This is a genomic window from Streptomyces sp. NPDC031340, from assembly GCF_055569945.1.
In genome coordinates, this window is record NZ_JBVIIE010000005.1 from 160,672 (window position 1) to 182,857 (window position 22,186).

The 22,186-nt window shown below is 75.7% G+C and carries 12 protein-coding genes; 7 read left to right on the forward strand and 5 right to left on the reverse strand.

All coding sequences use genetic code 11. The features are described 5' to 3' along the window. The first annotated feature begins 92 nt into the window (after nt 1–92). The 3 genes from ACZ5GT_RS05405 to ACZ5GT_RS05415 all read left to right on the forward strand — a co-directional run bounded on the left by ACZ5GT_RS05405 (nt 93) and on the right by ACZ5GT_RS05415 (nt 1,985). Nucleotides 93–281 (forward strand): MbtH family protein, encoded by a 189-nt coding sequence (locus tag ACZ5GT_RS05405; RefSeq protein WP_469014789.1) that lies wholly within the window; start codon nt 93–95, stop codon nt 279–281. Then, nucleotides 274–1,056 (forward strand): 4'-phosphopantetheinyl transferase family protein, encoded by a 783-nt coding sequence (locus tag ACZ5GT_RS05410; RefSeq protein WP_469014537.1) that lies wholly within the window; start codon nt 274–276, stop codon nt 1,054–1,056. Before ACZ5GT_RS05405 ends, ACZ5GT_RS05410 begins: the two co-directional genes overlap by 8 nt. A gap of 188 nt (nt 1,057–1,244) precedes the next feature. Beyond that, entirely contained in the window at nt 1,245–1,985 is a 741-nt protein-coding gene (locus ACZ5GT_RS05415) for a Type 1 glutamine amidotransferase-like domain-containing protein (protein WP_469014541.1), read from the forward strand. Nucleotides 1,986–2,149: 164 nt separating this feature from the next. Here the strand turns inward: ACZ5GT_RS05415 and ACZ5GT_RS05420 are convergent, their stop codons facing one another. Together ACZ5GT_RS05420 and ACZ5GT_RS05425 are read right to left on the reverse strand one after the other, a co-directional pair. Then, a complete protein-coding gene (locus tag ACZ5GT_RS05420) occupies nt 2,150–2,710 on the reverse strand; it encodes a helix-turn-helix transcriptional regulator (RefSeq protein WP_469014544.1) in 561 nt (186 codons plus the stop codon). 347 nt (nt 2,711–3,057) lie between these two features. Then, a complete protein-coding gene (locus tag ACZ5GT_RS05425) occupies nt 3,058–3,669 on the reverse strand; it encodes a helix-turn-helix transcriptional regulator (RefSeq protein WP_469014549.1) in 612 nt (203 codons plus the stop codon). A gap of 528 nt (nt 3,670–4,197) precedes the next feature. Between ACZ5GT_RS05425 and ACZ5GT_RS05430 the strand changes: the two genes are divergently transcribed. The 4 genes from ACZ5GT_RS05430 to ACZ5GT_RS05445 all read left to right on the forward strand — a co-directional run bounded on the left by ACZ5GT_RS05430 (nt 4,198) and on the right by ACZ5GT_RS05445 (nt 11,833). Further along, nucleotides 4,198–7,383, forward strand: a complete 3,186-nt coding sequence (locus tag ACZ5GT_RS05430) for a type 2 lanthipeptide synthetase LanM family protein (RefSeq protein ID WP_469014554.1) — start codon at nt 4,198–4,200, stop codon at nt 7,381–7,383. 93 nt (nt 7,384–7,476) lie between these two features. Next, nucleotides 7,477–7,674: a hypothetical protein gene (locus ACZ5GT_RS05435; protein WP_360747495.1), complete on the forward strand. Its 198-nt coding sequence runs from the start codon at nt 7,477–7,479 to the stop codon at nt 7,672–7,674. 195 nt (nt 7,675–7,869) lie between these two features. Then, a complete protein-coding gene (locus tag ACZ5GT_RS05440) occupies nt 7,870–10,785 on the forward strand; it encodes a helix-turn-helix transcriptional regulator (protein WP_469014560.1) in 2,916 nt (971 codons plus the stop codon). Between the two features lie 214 nt (nt 10,786–10,999). Next, nucleotides 11,000–11,833, forward strand: a complete 834-nt coding sequence (locus ACZ5GT_RS05445; protein ID WP_469014567.1) for an oxidoreductase — start codon at nt 11,000–11,002, stop codon at nt 11,831–11,833. Between the two features lie 169 nt (nt 11,834–12,002). On the opposite strand, the gene ACZ5GT_RS05450 is transcribed toward ACZ5GT_RS05445, so the two are convergent. From ACZ5GT_RS05450 to ACZ5GT_RS05460, 3 genes are all read right to left on the reverse strand, one after another. Then, a complete protein-coding gene (locus ACZ5GT_RS05450) occupies nt 12,003–13,256 on the reverse strand; it encodes an MFS transporter (RefSeq protein WP_469014570.1) in 1,254 nt (417 codons plus the stop codon). Between the two features lie 70 nt (nt 13,257–13,326). Then, nucleotides 13,327–14,505, reverse strand: a complete 1,179-nt coding sequence (locus ACZ5GT_RS05455) for a cytochrome P450 (protein WP_469014575.1) — start codon at nt 14,503–14,505, stop codon at nt 13,327–13,329. A gap of 329 nt (nt 14,506–14,834) precedes the next feature. After that, nucleotides 14,835–22,169 (reverse strand): amino acid adenylation domain-containing protein, encoded by a 7,335-nt coding sequence (locus tag ACZ5GT_RS05460; protein WP_469014581.1) that lies wholly within the window; start codon nt 22,167–22,169, stop codon nt 14,835–14,837. Nucleotides 22,170–22,186 lie beyond the last annotated feature (17 nt).

Genomic DNA, 22,186 nt, shown 5'->3' on the forward strand with positions numbered 1-22,186 from the left:
GCCGGCCCCATCACCTGCGGGAGGTCACCGTGACGCAAACCGATTCCGCGACCGGCACGGGCGGCGAGGAGGTCCGCCCGGACGCCGAGGACGTGTACCTCGTGGTGCGCAACGACGAGGAGCAGTACTCGATCTGGCGGGCGGACCGCGAGCTGCCGGCCGGCTGGCACCGGGAGGGCCGGCGAGGCACCCGGCAGGAGTGCCTGGACCACATCGACGCCGTCTGGACGGACATGCGCCCGCTCAGCCTGCGGCGTCGGCTGGCCGGGGCCGATGTCTGAGTCCCGCCCGGGTCCGCCGCTCGCCGTGTCGGCGCACGCCCCGCCGGCGGAGCCGCCGCCCGGACGGCTGTGCCCGGACGTCGTGGATCTGTCCGGGCTGCACTCCACCGCCCGTCTCCCCGGCCCGCGTGCGCCGCGTCGGCCGGTGGAGCTGTACCTGGCCGAGGTGGGCCGGCAGGACCCGCTCGCGCTGCGGCGGGCCCGGGAGTTGCTGGACGCCGACGAGCGGGCGCGGGCCGGCGCCTTCCACCGGCCCCGGGACCGCGACGCGTACGTGGTGGCGCACGCGACCCTGCGCGGTGTGCTGAGCCTGCTGCTGGGCGTCCCCGCCGACGCGCTGCCGCTGGTCCGCGAGCCGTGCGCGGGCTGCGGCGGGCCGCACGGCCGGCCCGCGCTGCGTACCCACGGGGTGCACTTCTCGCTGTCGCACAGCGGGGACCTGGTGATGGTGGCGCTCGCCCCGACCCCGGTCGGCGTCGACGTGGAGGGGCTGGCCACCGCTCAGGCGGTGCTCGGCGCGCAGTCCGCGCTGCACGCGGCGGAGGCGGCGGAGCTGGCGCGGCTGCCCGCGCACGAGCGCCCGGCGGCGTTCACCCGGACCTGGGTCCGCAAGGAGGCCTACCTCAAGGGCCTGGGGACCGGGCTGGTGCGCGATCCGGCGCTGGACTACGTCGGCACCGGGCCGCGGCCGGCCGCTCCGGCGCCGGAGTGGACCCTGCGGGACGTCCTCGTCCCGGCGGGGTACGCGGCGGCGGTGGCCCTGCGGACGGGGTGAGGGCGTCCCCACGAGAGCGACCCTCACGAGAGCGGCTCTGACGAGAGCGGCTCTGACGAGAGAGCGGGGACCGGCCAAGTGGCCGGTCCCCGCTCTGTTCTGGGTGTGCCGGGGGCGTGCGCCGGTGGTCCGCGCCGCCTTCCCGGATTCCCTCCGGCCGCCGGAGCGGTCGCGCTACGATCGCGCGCGTGACCGCTGCCGAACCGACCATCCTCGCCACCTCCGGAGGGCACCGCGTCGGCACGCGGACCCGGCTGCTCTTCGACGCCCTGGTCCACCACGCGGTGGACCTCTCCGGCGTGCACGGCAGACGTCCGCGTGTCCTGTACGTCGGCACGGCCACCGGGGATGCCGAGCACGTGACGGCGCGGGTCGCGGAGGCCGCCCGGGCGGCGGGCTTCGACCTCACCCCGCTGTACCTGTTCCCCATGCCGAACGTCGAGGACGTCGAGGGCACGGTCCTGGACCACGACGTCGTATGGGTGATGGGCGGTTCGGTGGCCAACCTGCTCGCCGTGTGGCGGGTGCACGGCCTGGACGCGATCATGCGGCGCGCGTGGCGGGCGGGCGTGGTGCTCGCCGGGGTCAGCGCGGGTTCGCTCTGCTGGTTCGAGGGCGGCGCGACCGACTCCTACGGGCCCGGACTGCGGCCGTTCACCGACGGGCTGGGCCTGCTGCCGTACGGCAACGGCGTGCACTACGACTCCGACCCGGGCCGGCGCCCGCTGATCCACCGGCTGGTCGCCGAGGGCGCCTTCCGCACGGCCCACTGCACCGACGACGGGGTGGGCCTGGTCTACCGGGGCACCGCACTGGTCGAGGCCGTCACGGAACTGCCTGGCAAGGGCGCCTACTTGGTCAGCCGCGAGGGCGACGGGGCGGTGGAGGGGCGGATCGAACCGCGGTTGCTGCCGACGCCCCGGTTCTGACGCGGTACCCCGCGATCGGCCGCGTGGCGCGTACCCGCGATCGGCCGCGTGGGGCGTGCCCCATGATCGGCCGCGCGGGGCGACGGGTGCGGCGTGCTCGCCGGCCATGTCACCCGTCCCCCGCGTCCGCGTCGGCATCGGCATCGGCGTCGTCCAGCGGCCGGTCAGACCAGGCCGTGGCGTACCGCGTGGGCGACCGCGTGGGCCCGGTTGCGGGCCTGGAGACGCGCCATGACCTCGTAGATGACGTTCTTCACGGTGTGTTCGGAGCAGTCCAGCAGCCGCGCGATGTCCGCGTTGGCGTGTCCGTCGGCCATGAGGCGCAGCACCGAGGTCTGCCGCGCCGTCAGGGTCGGCGGCCGGCTCTCGCTCCGGTCCGGCCGGCCGGGCGGCGGGCCGCCGTTCAGCAGGTGGGACAGTTCCGGGTACGGGATGCACGGGTGCGGGTGCCCGGCGCGCCGGACGGCCGCCGTCAGCGTCTCCGGCGTGAGGTCCTCGCTGCGCAGGACGACCGCGCCCGCGCGCAGCGCCCGCAGCAGCCCGGTACGGCTGACGGTGTCGCACACCAGCAGCAGCGGGCCGGCGTTCCACGGGCCGCGCAGGGCCTCCTCGGCGTCGTGTGCGACGACCACCGTGACGGTCCCCTCCTCCGGGGGCCCGTCGACGCAGCTCAGGCCCGCGCGGCGGGCGAGAGCACGGACCCGGTCCGCGCCGCGCGCGGGCAACACGCACAGCGTCGCCGCAGCGGGGGCCACGGCGGGCGCGAGGGGCGCGGCAGGCCTCGCCGAGTGGACGGGTACGGCGGATGCGACGCGCCCGGCGGGCAGACCGGCGGGTGCGGCGGACGCGAGGGACCCGACGGGTACGGCAGGCCCGACCGGCGCCGGTTCGAGGGGCGCGGCGGGTCCGAAAGGCGCGGACGCTTCGGAAGGCGCGACGGGCATGAGGGCGGCTGCGGCCCCGAGAGCACCGACTGATCCGGCGGATCCGGCGGAAGCCGCGGGTCTGTGGGACCCGGCCGGCGCGACGGGCTTGCGGGACTCCAGGAGCGCCGCAGGCGCCAGGGTGGCCGTCACAGCAGACCCGCCCGGAGCGCGTAGGCGACCGCGTGCGCGCGGTTGCGCAGCCGGAAGCGCTGGGTGATGTCGTGCACGACGGTCGTGACGGTGCGCGGCGAGTAGGCGAGGCGCTGGGCGATCTCCGCCGTCTCGTGCCCGTCGGCGACCAGGCGCAGCACCGACCGTTCCCGGTCCGACAGGGTACCGCCGGCCCAGTCGCCGCTGCCGTGCCGGGCATCGGCCGGGCGGTCCAGGACCTGTTCCAGCAGGCCGGTGGGCAGGGTGCAGTCGTCCTCGGCGGCGGCCAGCACCGCGTGGCCGAGGCGGGATGCGTCGGCCTCGCGGCGCAGCAGCAGGCCGCGGGCGCCGGCGGCGAGGGCGTGCAGGGCGTCGCCGGAGGCGAGGGCGCCGGCCACCAGGACGACGGCGGGGCGCTGCCGGTGTGCGCGGGTGACGCGCACCATGTCCAGTTCGGCCGGTCCGAGCCGGTCCACGGTCAGCACGGCGACCCGGGCGTCACCGGGCTCGCAGAGGGTCAGTTCCGGGCAGGCGAGGAGGGTACTGCGGGTGCCGGCTTCCAGCACCGGGTCGAGGGCGACCACACCGACGGGTACAGGTGCTCCCATCTGCTGCTCCTTGGAAGGTCGTCCGCCCGGTGGTGAGCACGGCGGGCGGTCTGGGGGGTTCTGCACGACACCGTGCGCCCGGCGGGGCCCCGGGAGCATCGGTAGTCGGTCCCCACCTTTTCCGTCCCCCTCCCCCGGGGCGGGCGGCCCGGCTCCGGTCGCCCAGCGCGCGGCGGTCCCGCTCGGGCCTGCTCGGGGCTGTTCGGGCCTGGTCAGGCGGTGGGGGCGCTGGGGACCCCGTACCAGGCGGGCGCGGCGAGCGGGGATGGGGGACGGGCCGCCCGGAGCGGGTGGGACACGCCCGTACACGGGGTCCTGGGCAGGGCCCGTACGGGGGTCGGCCCGTCCCCTGCCAAGGGACCTCGGGCACGCCGCTGACCTGCGGTTCTCCCGGCTGCGGCGCGCGATCATGCGCACCGCGCGGTGTCGCCGCGGCAGCCGTTCCCCACCCGGTGGGGCGGGCCCGCAGGGAATATGGGGGCCACTTCCCCATGTGGGGGTCGTAGGGCGTCTGCCACCTTCGGTGACGTGACTGAGACCGCCACCAGCCTCCCGACTCCCCGGAGCGCCGGCCTGCCGCTCGCCTGGTGGGCCCCGGCGCTGTCCCTCGCGGAACGGCTCGCCGCCCCCGGACTCCCGGCGGCGCCCGCCGGCTCCGCCGCCTCCGGGCGCACTCCCTGGGCCGCCGGGGACAGCGAGGGCTTCGCGCTGCGGCTGGCCCACCTCCAGGTGGACGGGGCGACCGCGGCGGCTCTCGCGGCGGAACCCGCCGGACTGCTCGCCGCCCGCGCGGCCAAGCCCCGCTGGGCCGGGTACGCCGAAGCGGCCCTGGAGGCCGCCCCGGAGAGCCCGGACGACGTCCAGCCGAGCGCGGACGGTACGGGTCCCGAGGTCTTCGCCACCGTCGTACGGCCGTTCGTGACCCCGGCCGCGGACCGCCTCGCCCGCCTCATGCCGGGCGTCCCCGCCGCCGAACGGGCGGTGTGGCAGGCGGCGTTCGAGCGGCGGCTGACCGAGCAACTGGTCCGGCAGGCCGCCCGCACCCTGGTCCACGAACTCTCCCTCGCCCGGCGTGCCCGGCGGCTCGCCGGAGCGGACCCGAACGAGCGGTTCGCCTCGTTCGTCACCGCGACCGGCACCCGGCGGGGACTTACCGGACTCGTCGCCGCCTACCCGGTGCTGGCCCGGATGCTCGCGCAGACCGCGCTGGACGCGGCGGACGCGGCGGCGGAGCTGGCGGCCCGGTTCCTGGCCGACCGGGACGACCTGGTCGCCGGCCTCCTCGACGGGCGCGAGCCCGGGGCGCTGGCCGGGGTGGACCTCGGACTCGGCGACGCCCACCAGGGCAACCGGGCGGTCGCGATCCTGCGCTTCACCGGCGGGGACCGGCTGGTCTACAAGCCCCGCCCGCTCGGCCAGCACGCCCTGCTCGACGACCTGGTGGGCTGGCTCAACGCCAAGGTGCCCGGTCTGGCGCTGCGCACACCGCGCAGTGTGCGCCGCCCGGAGTACGGCTGGCTGGAGTTCGTGGAGCACCGCTGGTGCCGCTCGATGGCCGAGACCAACGCCTTCTACCGGCGCCAGGGGGCGCTGCTGGCCCTGCTGTACGCGGTGGACGGCGCCGACATGCACTACGAGAACGTCATCGCCTGCGGCGACCAGCCGGTCCTGGTGGACGCCGAGACGCTGCTGCACACCGGGCTGCCGCAGGCCATGACGGCCGGCGCCGACCCGGCCGCGGACGCCCTGCACGCCTCCGTGCACCGCACCTGCCTGCTGCCCCACCTGCTGATCGGCGAGCACGGCGCGCTGGACATCTCCGCGCTCGGCCGGTCCACCGACGGCACCTTCCCGAGCGAGGGCCTGCGCTGGGAGGACAGCGGCAGGGACACCATGCGGGCCGTACGGGCCCCGCTGCCCAGCCCTGCCGCGCAGAACCAGCCGCTGCCCGACGGTGCGCCCCTGGAGGCGGCCGACCACCGGGCGGCACTGCTGGAGGGATTCCGCACCGGCTACGCGGCCCTCGCCGCCCACGGTCACGAACTGCTCGCCCCGGGCGGGCCGTTGGCGGTACGTGCCGACAGCCCGGCCCGGCTGATCGTCCGCTCCACCCGCCTGTACGCCACGCTGCTGGAGGAGTCCACGCACCCGTCCCTGCTCGGGGACGCGCTCGCCCGGGAGGGCGTGTTCGCGGTGCTGTGGACCGAGTCCGAGCACGACGAGGCACGCCGGCGGCTCGTCGAGCAGGAGACCGCGGACCTGTGGCGCGGCGACGTACCGCTGTTCGTGCACCGGCCGTCCGGTACCGGGGTCCGGGCGGCCGACGGCGCCTGGCTGCCGGAGGTGCTGCCCGTGACGAGCCTGGCCGCGGTCGGCGCGAAGCTCGCCCGGATGGACGAGGTCGACTGCCACGACCAGGAGTGGATCATCTCCGCCACGCTGGCGGCGCGCAGTGCCGGTTCACCCCCGGCGCGGCGGTCCGAACTCGCCCTGGCCCCGGTCCCCGAAGTCGTGCCCGACGCATCCCGGCTGCTGGCCGCCGTGTGCGGGATCGCCGACGAGATCGCCGCCCGCGCGATCCACGGCGGCGGCCGCACCAACTGGCTGGGCCTGGAGCAGGTCTCCGGACCGCACTGGGCGGTGCTGCCGATGGGCGCCGGGCTCGGACAGGGCTACAGCGGCGTCGCGTTGTTCCTCGCCCAGACGGACGCGCTGACCGGCGCCGGGCGGTACGCGGCACTGGCCCGGGAGGCGGTCCTGCCGCTGCCCACACTGATGAAGGCACTGGCCGCCGACCCGGAGCTGAGCGCGGCGGCCGGACCCGGCGCCTACGACGGGCTGGCCGGCATCGTCCACGCGCTGCCGAGGCTGTCGGCGCTGCTCGGGGAGGACCTGACGGGGTGTCTGCCCGACGCGCTCACCGCGCTCGGGCACGCCGTCGCCGCCTGCCCCGACCCGGGGCTGGCCGCCGGTACGGCCGGGGCGCTGGCCGCCGCCGTCGCCGTACACGAAGCGACCGGGGCGCCGGAGGCCCTGCGGCTGGCGGACACCGTGGCGGACCTGCTGCTGGCGACGGCCTGCGGACCGGACCGGACCGCCGCGGCCTCGGCCGCGGGTCACGGCACGGGTGCCACCGGCGCGAGCACGGTCCCGGGCGGCGCGGCCCCGGTCCGCGGTCCCGGTTTCGCCGACGGGGCGGCCGGGATCGGCTGGGCGCTGCGGCGCTACGCCGGCCGTCGCCCGGAGCGCGCCGCCGCACACGCGAGCGCCGCCGACGCCCTGCTCCGTACCGCGGTCCGGGACGTGCCGTCCGCGCACGCGGACCCGTCCTGGCTCTCCGGGGCCGCCGGTGTGGCGGCCGCCGCCGCACTGCCCGCCGCCGCCGCACTGCCCGCCGCCGGCGCGCTGTCGGCCGGGCTGGCGGACGTCGAGGTCGGCCCCGGTCTGAGCCTCGGGCAGGGCACCCTCGGCACGCTGGAGGCCCTGGCGGTGCTCGCCGAACACGGCGACGCGGCCGCCGCGGCGACGCTGAGCCGGCGTACCGGACAGGTGCTCGCGCTCGTCGAGGCGCAGAGCCACCGTTGCGCCACCCCCGACCACGTTCCCTCCCCCGGGCTGCTGACCGGACTGTCCGGCATCGGCTACGGACTGCTCCGCCTGGCCCACCCCGAAACCGTCCCGTCCGTCCTGCTCCTGGGACAGCCGGGTCACTGACCACTCGCTCTCCTCCGCACCACGGCACCACGGCACCTCCTCCACCTCCCACCGTGCTCGACCGCACGAATGCCAGAAGGGGATCTCACCGTCATGGACAAGCACCTCGCCTCCACCGCCGCCGACGTCACCGAGACCGCCGCCGACGAGCAGGACGCCGCGGGCGGGATCACGCTCAAGGGGCGCAACCGCGCCTGCGCCCGCGCCCGCGTCCTGGCCGGCATGGTGCTCACCAGCGGCATCGTCATCACCCTCAGCACGCTCGACACCTCGGTCTCCGCACCGCAGTGACACACCGTCAGTCCTGACACCCCTGACAGTCCTGACAGTCCTGACGCAGACGATGGCGCGGGCCCGCCCGGCGGGCCCGCGCCGCCGTGTCGGCACCGCCATGTCGGCACCGCTCCCCGCGGCGGTGGCGGCGAAACGGGTCCGGGCCCGTGCGACCTGCCGCGGGCCCGGGTGTTCCGGTTACTATCTGCGCTCATGCGTTCCCATGCGCCTTCCCTGGTCGGACGGGGCTCCCAACTGGCCCTGCTCGAACGTGCCCTGGCCGATGCGCGACAGGGCCGCGGCGGTGTCGTCTTCCTGATGGGAGAAGCGGGCGTCGGCAAGTCGCGGGTCGCCGCGGAGGCCGTCGGGGAGGCGCTGGGCGCCGGGATGCGGGTGCTACGGGGCCGCAGCAGCACCACCGGCCCGGCCGTGCCGTTCCGGCCGCTGACCGAGGCTCTGATGTCGCTGTTCCGCGGCGGCGAACCCATGGACGACCTGGCCCTCGGCCCCTACCGGCCGGTGCTGGGGCGGCTGATCCCCGAGTGGAACACCGGTGAACGGGACAGCAGTTCCATGGTGATCCTGGGCGAGGCGGTGCTGCGGCTGCTCATCGCCGCCGGGCGCGGGCAGGGCCAGTTGCTGCTGCTCGAGGATCTGCACGACGCCGACCCGGAAACCCTCGGCGTCCTCGAATACCTGGTGGACAACCTCGAGTACACCCCCGTACTGCTGCTGGCCACGGTCCGGACGGACTTCAGCGACGCCCTCGACCTGGCGCAGTCCGCCCGCCGGCGCGGCGCCGCCACCGTGCTGGAACTGCCGCCGCTGACCCGCCCCCAGGCGTACGAGATGATCGCGACCCAGCTCGGTGCCGACGGCCCGGACGAGGTGCCCGCGGCGGTGCTGGAGCGGCTGTGGGAGGACAGCTCGGGAAGCCCGTACCTGATCGAGGAACTGCTGCAGTCGATGATCGGGGCCGGCACGCTGGTGCAGGGCCCGGAGGGCTGGCGGGCGGTCGGCGACCTCCGCAGTGACGTTTCGTCCACGCTGGCGCGCGGCATACTGCGCCGCATCGACCGGCTCGGCGCGCAGGGTCTGACCCTGCTGTCGGCCGCCGCCGTGCTCGGCCGGCGCTTCCCGCTCACGGTCCTGCAGCGCATGACCGGCATCGACGACCGGGCCCTGCTCAGCCATCTGCACGCCGGGGTGGCCGCGCGGCTGGTGGTTCCCGACGAGCCGGCCCCCGACTGGTACTCCTTCCGGCACTCGCTCACCGTGGAGGCCCTCTTCACGCAGATGACCCCGACCCGGCGCGCGGAGCTGGCCCGGCGGGGCGCGGAGGCGATCGAGGAGCTGCACCCGGGTCTGCCCGGCGACTGGTGCACGCTGGCCGCCGGGCTGCGCGGCGCGGCCGGTGACAAGGTGCCGGCCGGCCTGCTGTTCGCGGACGCCGGCGGGCGGGCGCTGGCGGCGGGGGCGCTCGGCTCCGCCGTGACCCTGCTCGGCCGGGCCGAGAACCTGCTGGCCGACGCGGGCGACCCGCAGGCAAGGGCCGCGGTGCTGGAGAACCTGCTGCCGGCGCTGGCCGAGGCCGGCGACTTCGCCCGCGCCCTCGACCTGGCCGAGGACCTGCACGCACTGGACGGCTCCGGGCTGAGCCCGGTCCGCCTGGCCACCCTGCACACCCGGCTGGCCAAGGTCGCCCACACGGCGGGCCGGTGGAGCGACGGCAACCGGCAGACGGCCCGCGCGCGCGAGGTGCTGGCGGCCGCCCCGGACGAGGCGGCCACCGCGGCCGTCGACGTCACGGCCGCCTACCTGGCCCTCGACACACCCGGCCCCGACCGCACCCAGCACGCCGAGAAGCTCGCCCGGTCGGCCGCCGACACCGCCGAACGGTATGGGCTGCCCGTCGTCGCCTGCCAGGCCCTGGAACTCCTCGCGACCGTGGCCCGCAAACGGGATCCGGAGGAGTCGGAGGCGATGCTGGAGCAGGCCCTCGCCACGGCCGAACGCCATCGCCTGCCGCTGCAGCGCATGTACGCGGCCACCCGGCTCGGCGGCAACGCCTGGCTCGCCGACGGCGACGCCTCGGGGCTGCTGGCGGCCCGGGAGGAGGCACTGCGGCTCGGCTCGGTGAACATCGTCCACACGGTGGACGGCATCCTGGTCCTCGACGCGGTGCTGCGCGGCGACTACGACACCGCCCGGTCCGCCGCCGCCGAGTGCCTGGCCGTCGTACGGCGGCTGCGCCTAGCGCCCGCCGTGCGGTACGTCCTGATGGCGCAGGCCGTCCTGGAGGCCCACCACGGCGACCGGACCGCGATGGAGCGGGCGCTGGCGGCGTTCGCCGAGTGGGACGGCGCCGGTTCGCAGGAGGAACCGCTCGGCCGCGGTCTGGCCCGGGTGTTCTGCGCGCTGCTGGAGGAGGACCGCGAACTCGCCCGCGAGGAACTCCGGCAGGTGCTGGAGATAGAGGCGGGCAACCCCTCCACCTATCACCTCAGCGGCACCCACGGCCTGGGGCTGCTGCTGGACGTGCTCGCCGGGGACGCGGACCGGGCCCGGCACGAGGAGATCACCGACACCGCGGTCGCCCGGATGCGCTGGAACCGCCAGTTCGTGCTGCTCGCCGACGCCGTCCTGCTGGGCCGCGAGGGCGCGGGCGAGCGGGCGGCGGCGACGGTGGAGTCCGCGCTGACGGTGGCCGAGCCGTATCCGCTGGCCCGGCACCTCGGGCTGCGGCTGGTCGCGGACGCGGCGCACCAGGACGGCTGGGGCGATCCGGTGGGCTGGCTGCGGCGCGCGGAGCACTACTTCCACGACCGGGACGTGCAGGCCGTCACCGGCGCCTGCCGGGCCGGGCTGCGCCGGCTCGGCGCCTCCGTGCACCAGCACCGCACCGGCACCAGCGGCATCCCCGACCAACTGCGCGCCCAGGGCGTCACCGTGCGGGAGTTCGAGGTGTTCCGGCTGCTCGCGGAGCGGCTGACCAACAAGGACATCGCCGACCGGCTGTTCATCTCACCGCGCACGGCGGAGAAACACATCGCGAGCCTGATCACGAAGACGGGGGCGGTCAACCGCACGGACCTGTGCGCCCGATCGGCCGCCCTGCGGGACGCCTAGCGGGCCGGCGGGCTGCGAGACGTACAGCCGCTCGGTCGCGCGCGCGAGCTGCAACTCCTGGGCCACTGCTGCGAATTATGTCAGGTCTCGTCCGTGAACGTCCATCACCGGGGGCAATCACAGCGGATCTTGGGCAAACAACTGACTTTTGTAGCAGGGTAGTTGCCGATAGACCGTCGAGAACGGCGGATCGCCCGGCACCAAGGAGAGCGACATGGGCAAGGTATGGCTGGTCACCGGGGCGAGCAGCGGGTTCGGCCGGGCGATAACCGAGGCGGCGGTCGCCGCGGGCGACTTCGTGGTCGCCGCCGCCCGCCGCACCGCGCTGCTCGACGACCTGGTCGCCGCGCACCCGGGCCAGGTGGAAGCGCTGCCGCTGGACGTCACCGACATCGCGGGCGCCCAGGCCGCGGTCGACGGCGTGGCGGCCCGGCACGGCCGGATCGACGTCCTGGTCAACAACGCCGGACGGGGCATGGTCGGGGCGGTCGAGGAGGCCACCGACGCGGACCTGCGGGACCTGATGGAACTGCACTTCTTCGGTCCGGCAGCGCTCACCCGGGCCGCACTGCCGCACATGCGCCGCCGGCGCTCGGGCGCCATCGTGCAGCTCAGCAGCATGGGCGGGCGGCTCGCCTTCGCCGGAGTCGGCGCCTACTGCGCCACCAAGTTCGCCCTGGAGGGGCTCTCCGAGGCGCTGGCCGCGGAGGTCGCCCCGCACGGCATCCGGGTGCTGATCGTCGAGCCCGGCGCGTTCCGTACCGGCTTCGCCGACGCCGCGGATCTGCGGCCCCCCGCGGCGATGGACGCCTACCAGGACACCGTGGGCCCCCTCCTTGCCGCGCTGCCGGGCGGAAGCGGCAAGGAACCCGGGGACCCGGCCAAGGCCGCGGCCGCCGTCCTCACCGCTCTGGACGCCGACGAACCGCCGCTGCGTCTGCCGCTCGGCAACGACGCCGCCGACGTGATCACCGGCCACCTCGACCGTGCCCGCGCCGAACTCGGCACCTGGGAGAAGCTCGCCCGCTCCACCGACTTCGACGACTGACGCCCCCGGCCGCCGTGCGAGCTCCGGCGGGTGCCGGGGGCTCGCACGGCGGCGGTTTCGGCAGCGCCCCGAAGGCGAAGGGGCGCGGGGAACTGCGCGACCGGCCGCGACGGCGCCGCAGCCGGCCGACGGCACAACACGGCACACCCCGGGCACAACCAGCGGAGCGTCAGCGCATCTCGCGTACCGGGCGGGAGGCGAGGACCGCGAGCCCGGTGAGGGCGAGGACCGCGGCCACCGCCCCGAACAGGGGGAGGGCGCCGACGCGGGCCAGCGCGCCGCAGACGATCAGGGACAGCGGGGCGGCGGCGTAGCCGAGGACCATGTCGACCGACACCACCCGGCTGAGCACCTCCTGGGGGATGTTCCGCTGGATCCAGCTGAGCCCGAACACGCCCTGGAACCCGATGGCGAAGCCCATCGAGAGCACCGTCGCCACGACGGCCGCGGTGCTGTGGACCAGGCCGAGCACGGCCATGCCGACGGCCAGCCAGCCGGCCAGGGCGGCCACCAGCAGGCCGACCCGGGGCCGGCCGCCGAGCGTGCCGCCCGCCAGTGTGCCGAGCATGGCGCCGCCGGCCAGGGAGCCGTTCAGCACGCCCAGCGTGGTGGAGCCGCCGCGCAGCACCTGGTCGGCGAGGGTGGCGAAACCGACCGTGAAGGGCCCGGCGTAACAGAAGTTGACGGCGGTGTCGAGGGCGACGACGGTGCGGAGCCGGGGGTCGCGCAGGGTGAAGGTCACGCCCTCGCGGATCCGGGCGGCCAGGGACGCCTGCGGTCGCGGGGCGGCGGCGTCCTTCTCCCCGTCGGCCGTGCGGGGCCGGGTGCGGATGCACGCCACGCACCAGCCGCACAGAGCGAAGCAGACGGCGTCGACCAGGAAGGCCACCGGTGCCTGGGTCATGGCGATGACCAGGCCGCCGACCGCCGGTCCGACGACGGCCGCGGTCCTCGACCCGGCGCCCAGCAGCGCGTTGGCCGGGGTCAGCAGGCTCTCGTCCACCACGGAGGGCAGGATGGACACGCGGGCCGGCTGGAAGAAGGCGTCGACGGCGCCGAACGCGGCAGCCGCCGCGCACAGCATCCACACCGTCAGGTGCCCGGTCAGGCCGGCCACGCCGACCCCGGTCATCAGCCCGGCCCGGGTCCAACTGGAGCCGATCATCAGGGTGCGGGTGGACAGCGAGTCGCCGAGGGTGCCGCCGACCAGGGTGAGCAGGGCCCGCGGTACGGCCTGGAAGGCGAGGACGTAGCCGAGGGTGAGGGTCGATCCGGTCAGGCCGAGGGTGATCCAGGAGAAGGCGACGACGCTGAAGCCGTCGCCGAGCAGGGACAACGACTGGCCGAGCCAGAGGAGTTGGAAGGGCCGGTGCCGGGCGGGTGCCCACAGCCGGGGACCGGCTCCGGCGAGGGTGGTGGCCATGGTGTGCCTTTCGTCGTGTCGTCGTGTCGTCGCGTCGTCGCGTCGTCGTGCGGACGCGTCCGGGGGCCGGTCAGTAGCGGACGGGCAGGGCGGTGAGGCTGCGGTTGAGCAGGGAGGGCTGCCAGGCGAGCCGGGAAGGATCGTCGAGGGTGAGGTCCGGGTGGTCGCGGACCAGCGTTTCTACGGCGGCCACGGCGACCAGCCGGGCCAGGGCGGCGCCGATGCAGAAGTGGGCGCCGAAGCCGAAGCCGAGGTGGGTGGCGCCGGTGCGGCGGACGTCGAACCGGCCGGGGTCGGGGAAGCGGGCCGGGTCGCGGTTGGCGGCGGCCGTGACCAGGAAGATCCGGTCACCGGCGCGCAGCGTGCGGCCGTCGAGTTCGAGGTCGCGGGCGGCGGTGCGGATCGACATCTTCGACGGCCCGTCCAGGCGCAGTGTCTCCTCCACCGCGCCCTGCGCCAGCCGGGGGTCCTCGCGGACGGCGGCGAGGGCGCCAGGGCGGGTGTGCAGGGCCAGGACGGTGTTCGCGATCAGGTTGCTGGTGGTCTCCCCGCCGGCGAACGCCATCTGGGTGAGCATGCCGACGAACTCCTCCTCGGTGACCGACTCCCCCACCCGGCCCTCCCGCAGCACCTGGCTGATCAGGTCGTCGGCGGGTTCGGCGCGGCGCCGGGCGACGAGGCCGGCGAGGTAGTCCTCCAGGCTCACGAGCGCCTGCAGGGAGGCCCGGAACTCGCTCTCCTCCTGGGCGGTGCCGAGGACCAGGTCGGCGACGCGGGCGTTCCAGTACCAGAAGGAGGGGGCGTCGGTACGCGGGATGCCGAGCCAGCGGGCGAAGACCAGCGCGGGCAGCGGCTTCGCCACGTCGGCCATGAGGTCGCCGGTGCGGCCGGGGACCGCCTTGCGGGCCAGGACGGCGCGGGTGGCCTTCTCGGTGAAGGTGCGGTAGCGGGCCACCGCCCGCGCGGCGAACGCCTCCTGGAAGACCTGGCGCAGTCTGCGGTGCTGCGGCGGGTCGTTGAACACCATCCAGCGAGACAGGATCCCGAAGGCCCGTTCGGCGTCCTCCCGGGCGCCCTGCGGGACGGCGTCCATCAACGGCCGTACCCGGTCGGCCGAGACGGCGGGGTCGCGCAGGCAGCGCATCACCTGCTCGTAGCCGCTGACCAGCCAAGCGTGGTGCATCGGGCTCCAGTACACCGGCGCGTGCGCGCGCAGGGCATCGAGGTGCCCGTAGGGGTCGGCGACCATGTCCGGCGAGAGCAGGTACCGCTCCGCGAACCCGGAGGCCGGGCCCGAGGCCGGGGCCGAGCCCGACGCCGAGGCCTGAGCCGGGGCCGAGCCCGGGACGGAGCCCAGGCCCGAGGCCGGGGCGGACGCCGAGGCTGGGGCCGAGGCCGAGCCCGGGGCCGAGCCCGAGCCCGAGGCCGAGCCCGAGGCCGGGGCCGAGCCCGAGGCCGGGGCCGAGCCCGAGGCCGGGGCCGAGCCCGAGGCCGGGGCCGAGCCCGAGGCCGGGGCCGAGCCCGGGGCCGAGCCCGAGCCCGAGGCCGGGGCCGAAGCAGGGGTGGGTGTGATGGTGGTCATCGGGGGGTCTCCGTCTCGAGGGCGGTGAGCAGTGCGGCGATGCCGGTCACCCTCGGCTCGGCCATCATCGACATGTGGTCGCCGTCGCTGATGTGCAGGGTGAGCCCGCCGCCGGCCGTCTCGCGCCAGCGTTCGACGTAGGTGTCGTAGTCGACGTCCAGACCGGGCATCGTGCGGCCGCGCGGCAGTCCGGCGGCCTCGCTGCCGACCACCAGGTGGATGTGGCCGGGGTAGGGGCGGACCTCGTAGGCGGCGAGCGCGGCCAGCAGCGAGTGCCACACCTCGATCGGCGCGCCCTCGACCAGGGCCGCCTCGGCGGGGCTCATGCCGGCGCCGAGCAGAGTGGCGGTCAGTTCCGCCGTGGCTCGGTCGCGCTGCGGGGACGGCGGCATCTCGCGCAGCCTGTCGCGCAGGCGCAGGGCGGTGCGCAGGTCCTGCGTGACGCCGTTCAGGCGGGCGCGGGCGGCGCTGTTGGGCAGGTACGGCTCGATCAGCACCAGCGGCGCGATCTCGTGCCCGGCGCGGTGCAGCTGGGTGGCCATCTCCAGGGCGATGTTGGCGCCCATGGACCAGCCGAGCAGGGCGTGCGGGCCCGTGCCCTCCCGTTCGGTGATCTCGGCGACGTAGTTGGCGGCGATGCCGCTCACCGTGCTCGGGTCGATCCCGCCGAGCAGCCCGCGCGCCTGGAAGGCGTGCACGGGCCTGCCGGGCGGCAGGGCGCGGGCCAGCGGCACGAACCAGGCGGCGCTGCCGCCGGTGGGGTGCACGCACCACAGGGGTTCGCCGGTGCCGGGGCGCAGCCGCACCTCGGAGGTGACGGCGGCGGGCAGCCCCTCCCCCGCGGTGCGGGTGGCGTGGGCGGCGAGCTGGGCGATGGTCGAGTGCTCGATCAGGTCGCCGACCGAGATGGCGATGCCGCGTCCGGCGGCCATCAAGGACACCCGGACGGTGGACAGCGAGCTGCCGCCGATGCGGAAGAAGTCGTCGTGGACGCCGATGCGGGACAGCCCGAGCACCTCGCGCCAGATCTCGGCGAGGATCTTCTCCGCCGGGCCGGCCGGGGCCACGTACTCGGCGTCGCGGCGGTCGAGTTCGGCCGGCGGGAGCGGCAGCGCCCGCTTGTCGATCTTGCCGCTGCGGTTGACCGGCATCTCGTCGAGGACGACGAACCGGGCGGGCAGCATGTAGGCGGGCAGCGACGACCGCAGGGCGCGGCGCAGCTCCTCGGGGGCCGGCCGCTCCGGGCCGTGCACGACGAGGTAGGCGACCAGGGCCGGCTCGCCGGGCAGGTCGGTGCGGTGCAGGACGACCGCCTGGCGGACCTCGGGCAGTTGCCGCAACGCGTGCTCGATCTCGCCGAGTTCGATGCGGAAGCCGCGCAGCTTCACCTGCGAGTCACGGCGCCCGAGCCACTCCACCGAGCCGTCGGGCCGGTGGGTGCCGAGGTCGCCGGTACGGCACAGCCGTTCGCCGGGGGCGCCGTAGGGGTCGGGGACGTAGGTGGCGGCGGTGAGCGCGGGCCGGCCGAGGTAGCCGCGGCCCACGGCCTGCCCGCCGAGGTAGATCTCACCGGGTACGCCGACCGGGACCGGCTGGAGGTCGTCGTCCAGGACGTGGATGCGGGTGTTGCGGATGGGGGTGCCGATGGGCGGGGTGCCCTGGCCGGGGCTCAGTTCGGCGGCGACGGACCACACGGAGGTCTCGGTCAGGCCGTACACGTTGTGGAAGCGCCGGCCGCGCGCCCAGACGTCGGCCAGTTCGGCCGGGCACGCCTCACCGGCCACCTGGAGCACCCGCAGCCCGGGGAAGTCGTCGTCGCCGAGCACCGCGAGGGCGCTGGGCGGCAGCATGGCGCAGGTGACGTGCGCCTCGCGCAGGGTGCGGGCCAGGTCGGGGCCGGGGCGCAGCTCCTCCCTGGGCGCGGTGACCAGCCGGCCGCCGTTGGCCAGGGACCAGGTCAGTTCCAGGATCGAGGCGTCGAAGCCGAAGGAGGCGAACTGCAGCACCCGGTCCTCGGGGGTGGGGCGCACCAGATCGCGCTGGCCCTCGATCATGTTGGACAGGCCCCGGTGCGGTATCGCGACGCCCTTTGGGGTGCCGGTGGAGCCGGAGGTGTAGATGATGTAGGCGAGGGTGTCGGCGTCCGGCTCCGCACCGGAGGCGTCCGGCTCCGCACCGGAGGCGTCCGGCTCCGCACCGGAGGCGCCGGGGACCTGGTCGACCCGCTCCGCGGGGGCGTCCAGGTGGATCACGGGTCCGTCGAAGGGCACCGTCCCCTCCAGCGCCCGCTGGGTCAGCAGCACCCGCATTCCGCTGTCCTCCGCCATGAACGCGAGCCGTTCGGTGGGGTGTTGCGGGTCCAGCGGCAGGAAGGCGCCGCCCGAGCGGAGCACGCCCAGGGCGGCGCGCACCAGGTCCGGGCCGCGCTCGGCGCAGATGCCGACCACGGTCTCCGGACCCACCCCGAGCCGCCGCAGCCGACGCGCCAACTGATCTGCCTGCTCGTGGAGTTCGCCGTAGGTCAGCGGCTGCCCCCGGTGCTCGACGGCGACCGCGTGCGGGGTCCGGGCGGCGTGGCCGGCCACGTGCTGGTGGAACAGCAGCGGAGAGGCGGGGAGTTCCGGTCCGCGCCCCCACACGTCGAGGGCGGTGGCACGGGCCGCGCCGGTGAGCGCGGGCCGGGTGACCCGGGCGTGCGGCTCGGCCACCATGGCCGCCAGCTGGGCGCAGTACACGTCGGCCAGCTGTTCGGCGGTGGCGGGCGCGACGAACGCGGGATCGGCGTCCAGGGTGAAGGCGTTGACGCTCGCGTTCACCAGCAGCGGGAACATGGTGCGGGCGATCTCCAGGGAGTCGTCCCAGGAGTCGTGCGAAAGCCGGTGGAAGTTGACGTAGTTGAAGACCGCGTCGGTCAGGCTCGGTTCGGTGGGCCGCAGTTCGGCAATGCGGACCAGCGGCACCCTGCGGTGCGGGAGCATCTCCTGCTCGGCGGCGAAGACGTCCCGCAGGTAGGCGAGCCAGTCGGCGCGCGGCCGGGCCACGCCGAACGGCACGGTGTTCAGGAACAGTCCGCGCATCCGGTCGGCGCCGGGCACCTCCGGCCGCCCGTTGGTGACCAGGCCGATGCTGTGGCCCGACACGCTGTCGTCGCGGTCGGCGAACAGGCTCATGGTGTGGTGGAAGGCGGCGATCAGCACGGTACGGCGGGGCACGCCGGCCTTCCTGGCCAGCGCGCCGATGCCCTCGGCGAGGTGGGCGTAGGAGCGGCGGACCTCGTGCACCGGCGGCTGTCCGTCGGTCTCGCCCGCGGGGCGCCGGCGGAAGGTGACGGGGCGCAGCTCCGCGAGGCGTTCACGCCAGTAGTCCAGGGACTCGTCGTTGCCGAGGGCCGCGCGTTCCAGGGCGACGTACTCGGCGAAGGCCGGGGCCTCGGGCGGCCGGGGGGCGGTGCGGTGGGCGACGGCCTCGCGGTGCAGGGCGAGCAGGTCGGCGACGAGGGAGGTCAGGCTCCAGCCGTCCAGCACGACGTGGCAGTCGGTGAGGACGAGCCGCAGGTCGTGGTCGGTGATGTGGTGCAGGTGGATGCGGACCAGGGGCGCGGCGGCGAGGTCGAAGCGGCGCCCGAACTCCTCGTCGACGAACCGGCGCAGCCGCGCCCGCTGTTCCTCGCGGTCCAGCCCGCGCAGGTCGGTGTAGCCGACGGGCAGCTGGGCGGTGCGGTGGACGAGCTGGAGGGGTTCGCGGTAGGTGACCAGGTCGACGGAGGTGCGCAGGATGGGGTGTCCGGCGACCACCGCGTCCACGGCGGCCTGGAAGGCGTCGAGGTCGAATCCCTCGGGCACGGTGATCTTCAGATCGGTGACGTTGTGGTAGGCGCCGCGGCGGGGGTCGGCGAGCATCTCGTGCAGCATGCCCGCCTGGAGCATGGTGAGCGGGTAGGCGTCCGCGAGCCCGTCGGGCAGCCGGCCGGCGTCGGCGGGGTCGAGCTGGGAGAAGGGTTCGACAGGGTCCGGGGCGTCGGACGCGTCGGTGACGAGTGCGGCCAGGTCGGCCAGGGTGCGGGCGCGGAACACGTCGGCGACGGTGAAGCCGAGTCCGGCCAGGCGGCCGAGGCCGACCAGGCGCAGGGCCAGGATGGAGTCGCCGCCCAGGTCGAAGAAGTTGTCGGTGCGGCTGACGTGTTCGGCCCCGAGCACCTGGCCCCACACGCCGGCCAGGGCCTGCTCCACCGGCCCCTCCGGCGGCACGTGCGTGCGCTGTCCGGTGGCGGCGGGCGCGACGGCGGTGAGCGCGGCCCGGTCCACCTTGCCGTTGGCGGTCAGCGGCAGCCGCTCGTGGCGGACGAACAGGGCCGGGACCATGTAGTCGGGCAGGGTCAGCCTGAGCCCCGCGCGCAGGGCGGGCGGGTCGAGGGGGCGGGCCTCGGGGGTGACGACGTGGGCGACCAGGCGGGCGGTGCCGCCGTCGCGGCGGGCCACCACGGCGACGTCGGCGACCCCGGGCAGGCCGCGCAGGGCGGTCTCGATCTCGCCGGGTTCGATGCGGTAGCCGCGGATCTTCACCTGGTGGTCGGCGCGGCCGACGTAGGCCAGCTGGCCGTCCGGCAGGACCCGGACCAGGTCGCCGGTGCGGTACATGCGGGCGCCGGGCGCGCCGAAGGGGTCGTCCAGGAAGCGTTCGGCGGTCAGTTCGGGGCGGTTGCGGTAGCCGCGGGCCACGCCGCCGCCGGCGACGTACAGCTCGCCCACGCTGCCGTGCGGCACGAGCCGGCCCCAGGGGTCGAGGACGTAGCCGTGCTGTCCGGCGAGCGGCCGGCCGATGGGTGAGCGGACCGTGCCGTCGACGTCCTCCTCGGTGATGGTGCGGATGGTGACGTGCACGGTGGTCTCGGTGATGCCGTACATGTTCACCAGGGCGGGCCGGGGCCCGGGGGCGGTGAACCAGTCGCGGTAGTCGCGGACGTCGAAGGCGTCGCCGCCGAAGACGACGGTGCGCAGCGCGAGGTCGGAGAAGGAGGCGCCGACGTCCGCGAGATGGGCGCGCAGGCCCTTGAAGGCGGCCGGGGTCTGGTTGAGGACGGTGACGCCCTCCTCGCGGAGCACCCGGTGCACGGCGGCCGGGTCGCGCACCTCGTCGCCGGTGAGGACGACGACGCGTCCGCCGCTGGTGAGCGGCGCCCACAGCTCCCACACGGAGAAGTCGAAGGCGGGTGAGTGCATCAGCGTCCACACGTCGGCGGGCCCGAAGTCGAAGTGCCGGTCGGCGGCGTCGAGCAGCCAGGCCAGGTTGGCGTGGGTGAGTTCGACGCCCTTGGGACGGCCGGTGGAGCCGGAGGTGTAGATGACGTAGGCGAGGTCGCCGGGACCCGGCAGGACATCGCCGCTCGGCTCCGGAGCGACCGGCGCCTCGGTCGGCTCGGCGTCGAGGACGACGAGCCGGACGGGCAGGTCCTCCACGGCCGGACGGGTGGCGGTGTCGGTGACGACCAGGTCGATGCCGGAGTCGGTGACGGTGAAGGCGCGGCGGGCCGGCGGGTGGGAGGGGTCGAGCGGCAGGTAGGCGGCGCCGGCCCGCCACACGGCGAGCAGCGCCACGGCCAGGTCGGGGGTGCGGTCGAGGCAGACGCCGACGAGGGAGCCGGGTCTCACCCCGGCGGCGCGCAGCCGACGTGCCAGGCCGCTCGCGGCGGCGTCGAGCCCGGCGTACGTCAGGGTGCGTCCCGATCCGCTGACGGCGGCCGCGTGCGGAGTGCGGCGGACGTGCTCGGCGAGCCGGTCCGGGGCGGTGCGCGGGGCGGGCGCGAGCGGGTGGCCGGTGTTCGCGGGGCCGTCGGGGCCGAGCAGGTGGGCGCGTTCGGCCGGGGTGAGCGGGTCGACGGCGCTGAGCGGCAGGTCGGGGGTGGCGCGGAACGCCTCCAGCAGGGCGGCGGTGTGCCGGGCCAGGGCGGCGACGGAGGACTCCTCGAACAGCTCGGGCCGGTACACGAAGACGAGGTCGGTGCGCCCGTCGCCGTCGCGCAGGTCCAGGGTGAGGTCGAACTTGGCGGTGGTGAGGTCGATCCGGTACGGCGTCCCGTTCGCCTCGCCGAGGGCGAGGTCCGCGCCGGTGGCGTCGGTGTGCGTGTAGAGGACCTGGACGAGCGGGTTGCGGGCCAGGTCGCGGTCCGGGCTGAGCGCGTCGACGACCCGCTCGAACGGCAGCGACTGGTGGGAGAACGCCTCCAGGACGCGGTCCCGGGTGCGGGCGAGCAGCGTGGCCGGGGTCGGGTCGTCGGAGAAGTTGCCGCGCAGAACCAGCGTGTTGACGAAGAATCCGACGAGTTGCTCGGTCTCGGCCCGCTCCCGGTTGGCGACGACGGTGCCGACGGCGATGTCGTGCTGTCCGCTGTGGAAGGCCAGCGCGGCCTGGAAGGCGGCCAGCACCGTCATGTACGGCGTGGTGCCGGCCTGCCGGCCGAGGGCGTCGAGCGCTTCGGTCAGCTCGGGGGGCAGCGTGAGGGTGTGGGTGGCGCCGAGGCTGCCGGGGGTGTCGGGGCGGGGGTGGTCGGTGGGCAGGTCCAGCGGGGTGAGGCCGGCCAGCCGGGTGCGCCAGTGCTCCAGCGCCGCGGACTGGTCGCTCTCGCGCTGCCAGACGGCGTAGTCGGTGTAGTCGAGGGGCAGTTCGGGCAGGTCCGCGCTGCGGCCCCGGGTGCGGGCCCGGTACAGCTCGGTGAGGTCGCGGACGATCAGGCCGAGGGACCAGCCGTCGGAGACGATGTGGTGCATGCCGAGGACCAGCACGTGGTCGTCGTCGGCGGCGCGGACCAGGGTGGCCCGGAAGGCGGGTTCGCGGGCCAGGTCGAAGCGGCGCGTGGCGACGGCGTGCACAGCGGCCGCGAGGCGGCGCTCGCGGGCGTCGCCGGCCGGTCCGGTCACCTCCACCAGGTCGAGGTCCGCCCGGCCCGCGGGCAGGACGCGCTGGTACGGGACGCCCTCGTGCTCGGGGAAGACCACCCGCAACTGCTCGTGCCGGGCGACCAGGTCGGCGAGGGCGGCGCGCAGCGCCGGGACGTCCAGCGGACCGGTGAACCGCCAGGCGGCGGGCAGCAGATAGGTGTGGGCGCCGGGGTCGAGCCGGTCGAGGAAGTACAGGCGCTGCTGGGCCGCGGACAGCGGGATCCGCTCCGGGCGGGGACGGACCCGGCGGGGCCCGTCGTCGCGTACGGCGCCGTGGCCGCGCAGCCGCTGCTCCAGCAGCCGTCGGGCGGCCGGCGACAGGCCGTTCGCCGGGGACGCCGGGGAGTGGGCGTCTGCCGGGGACAGGGGGCCGGGTCGCACGTCGGATGTGGTCATGAGGGCACTCCGATCTC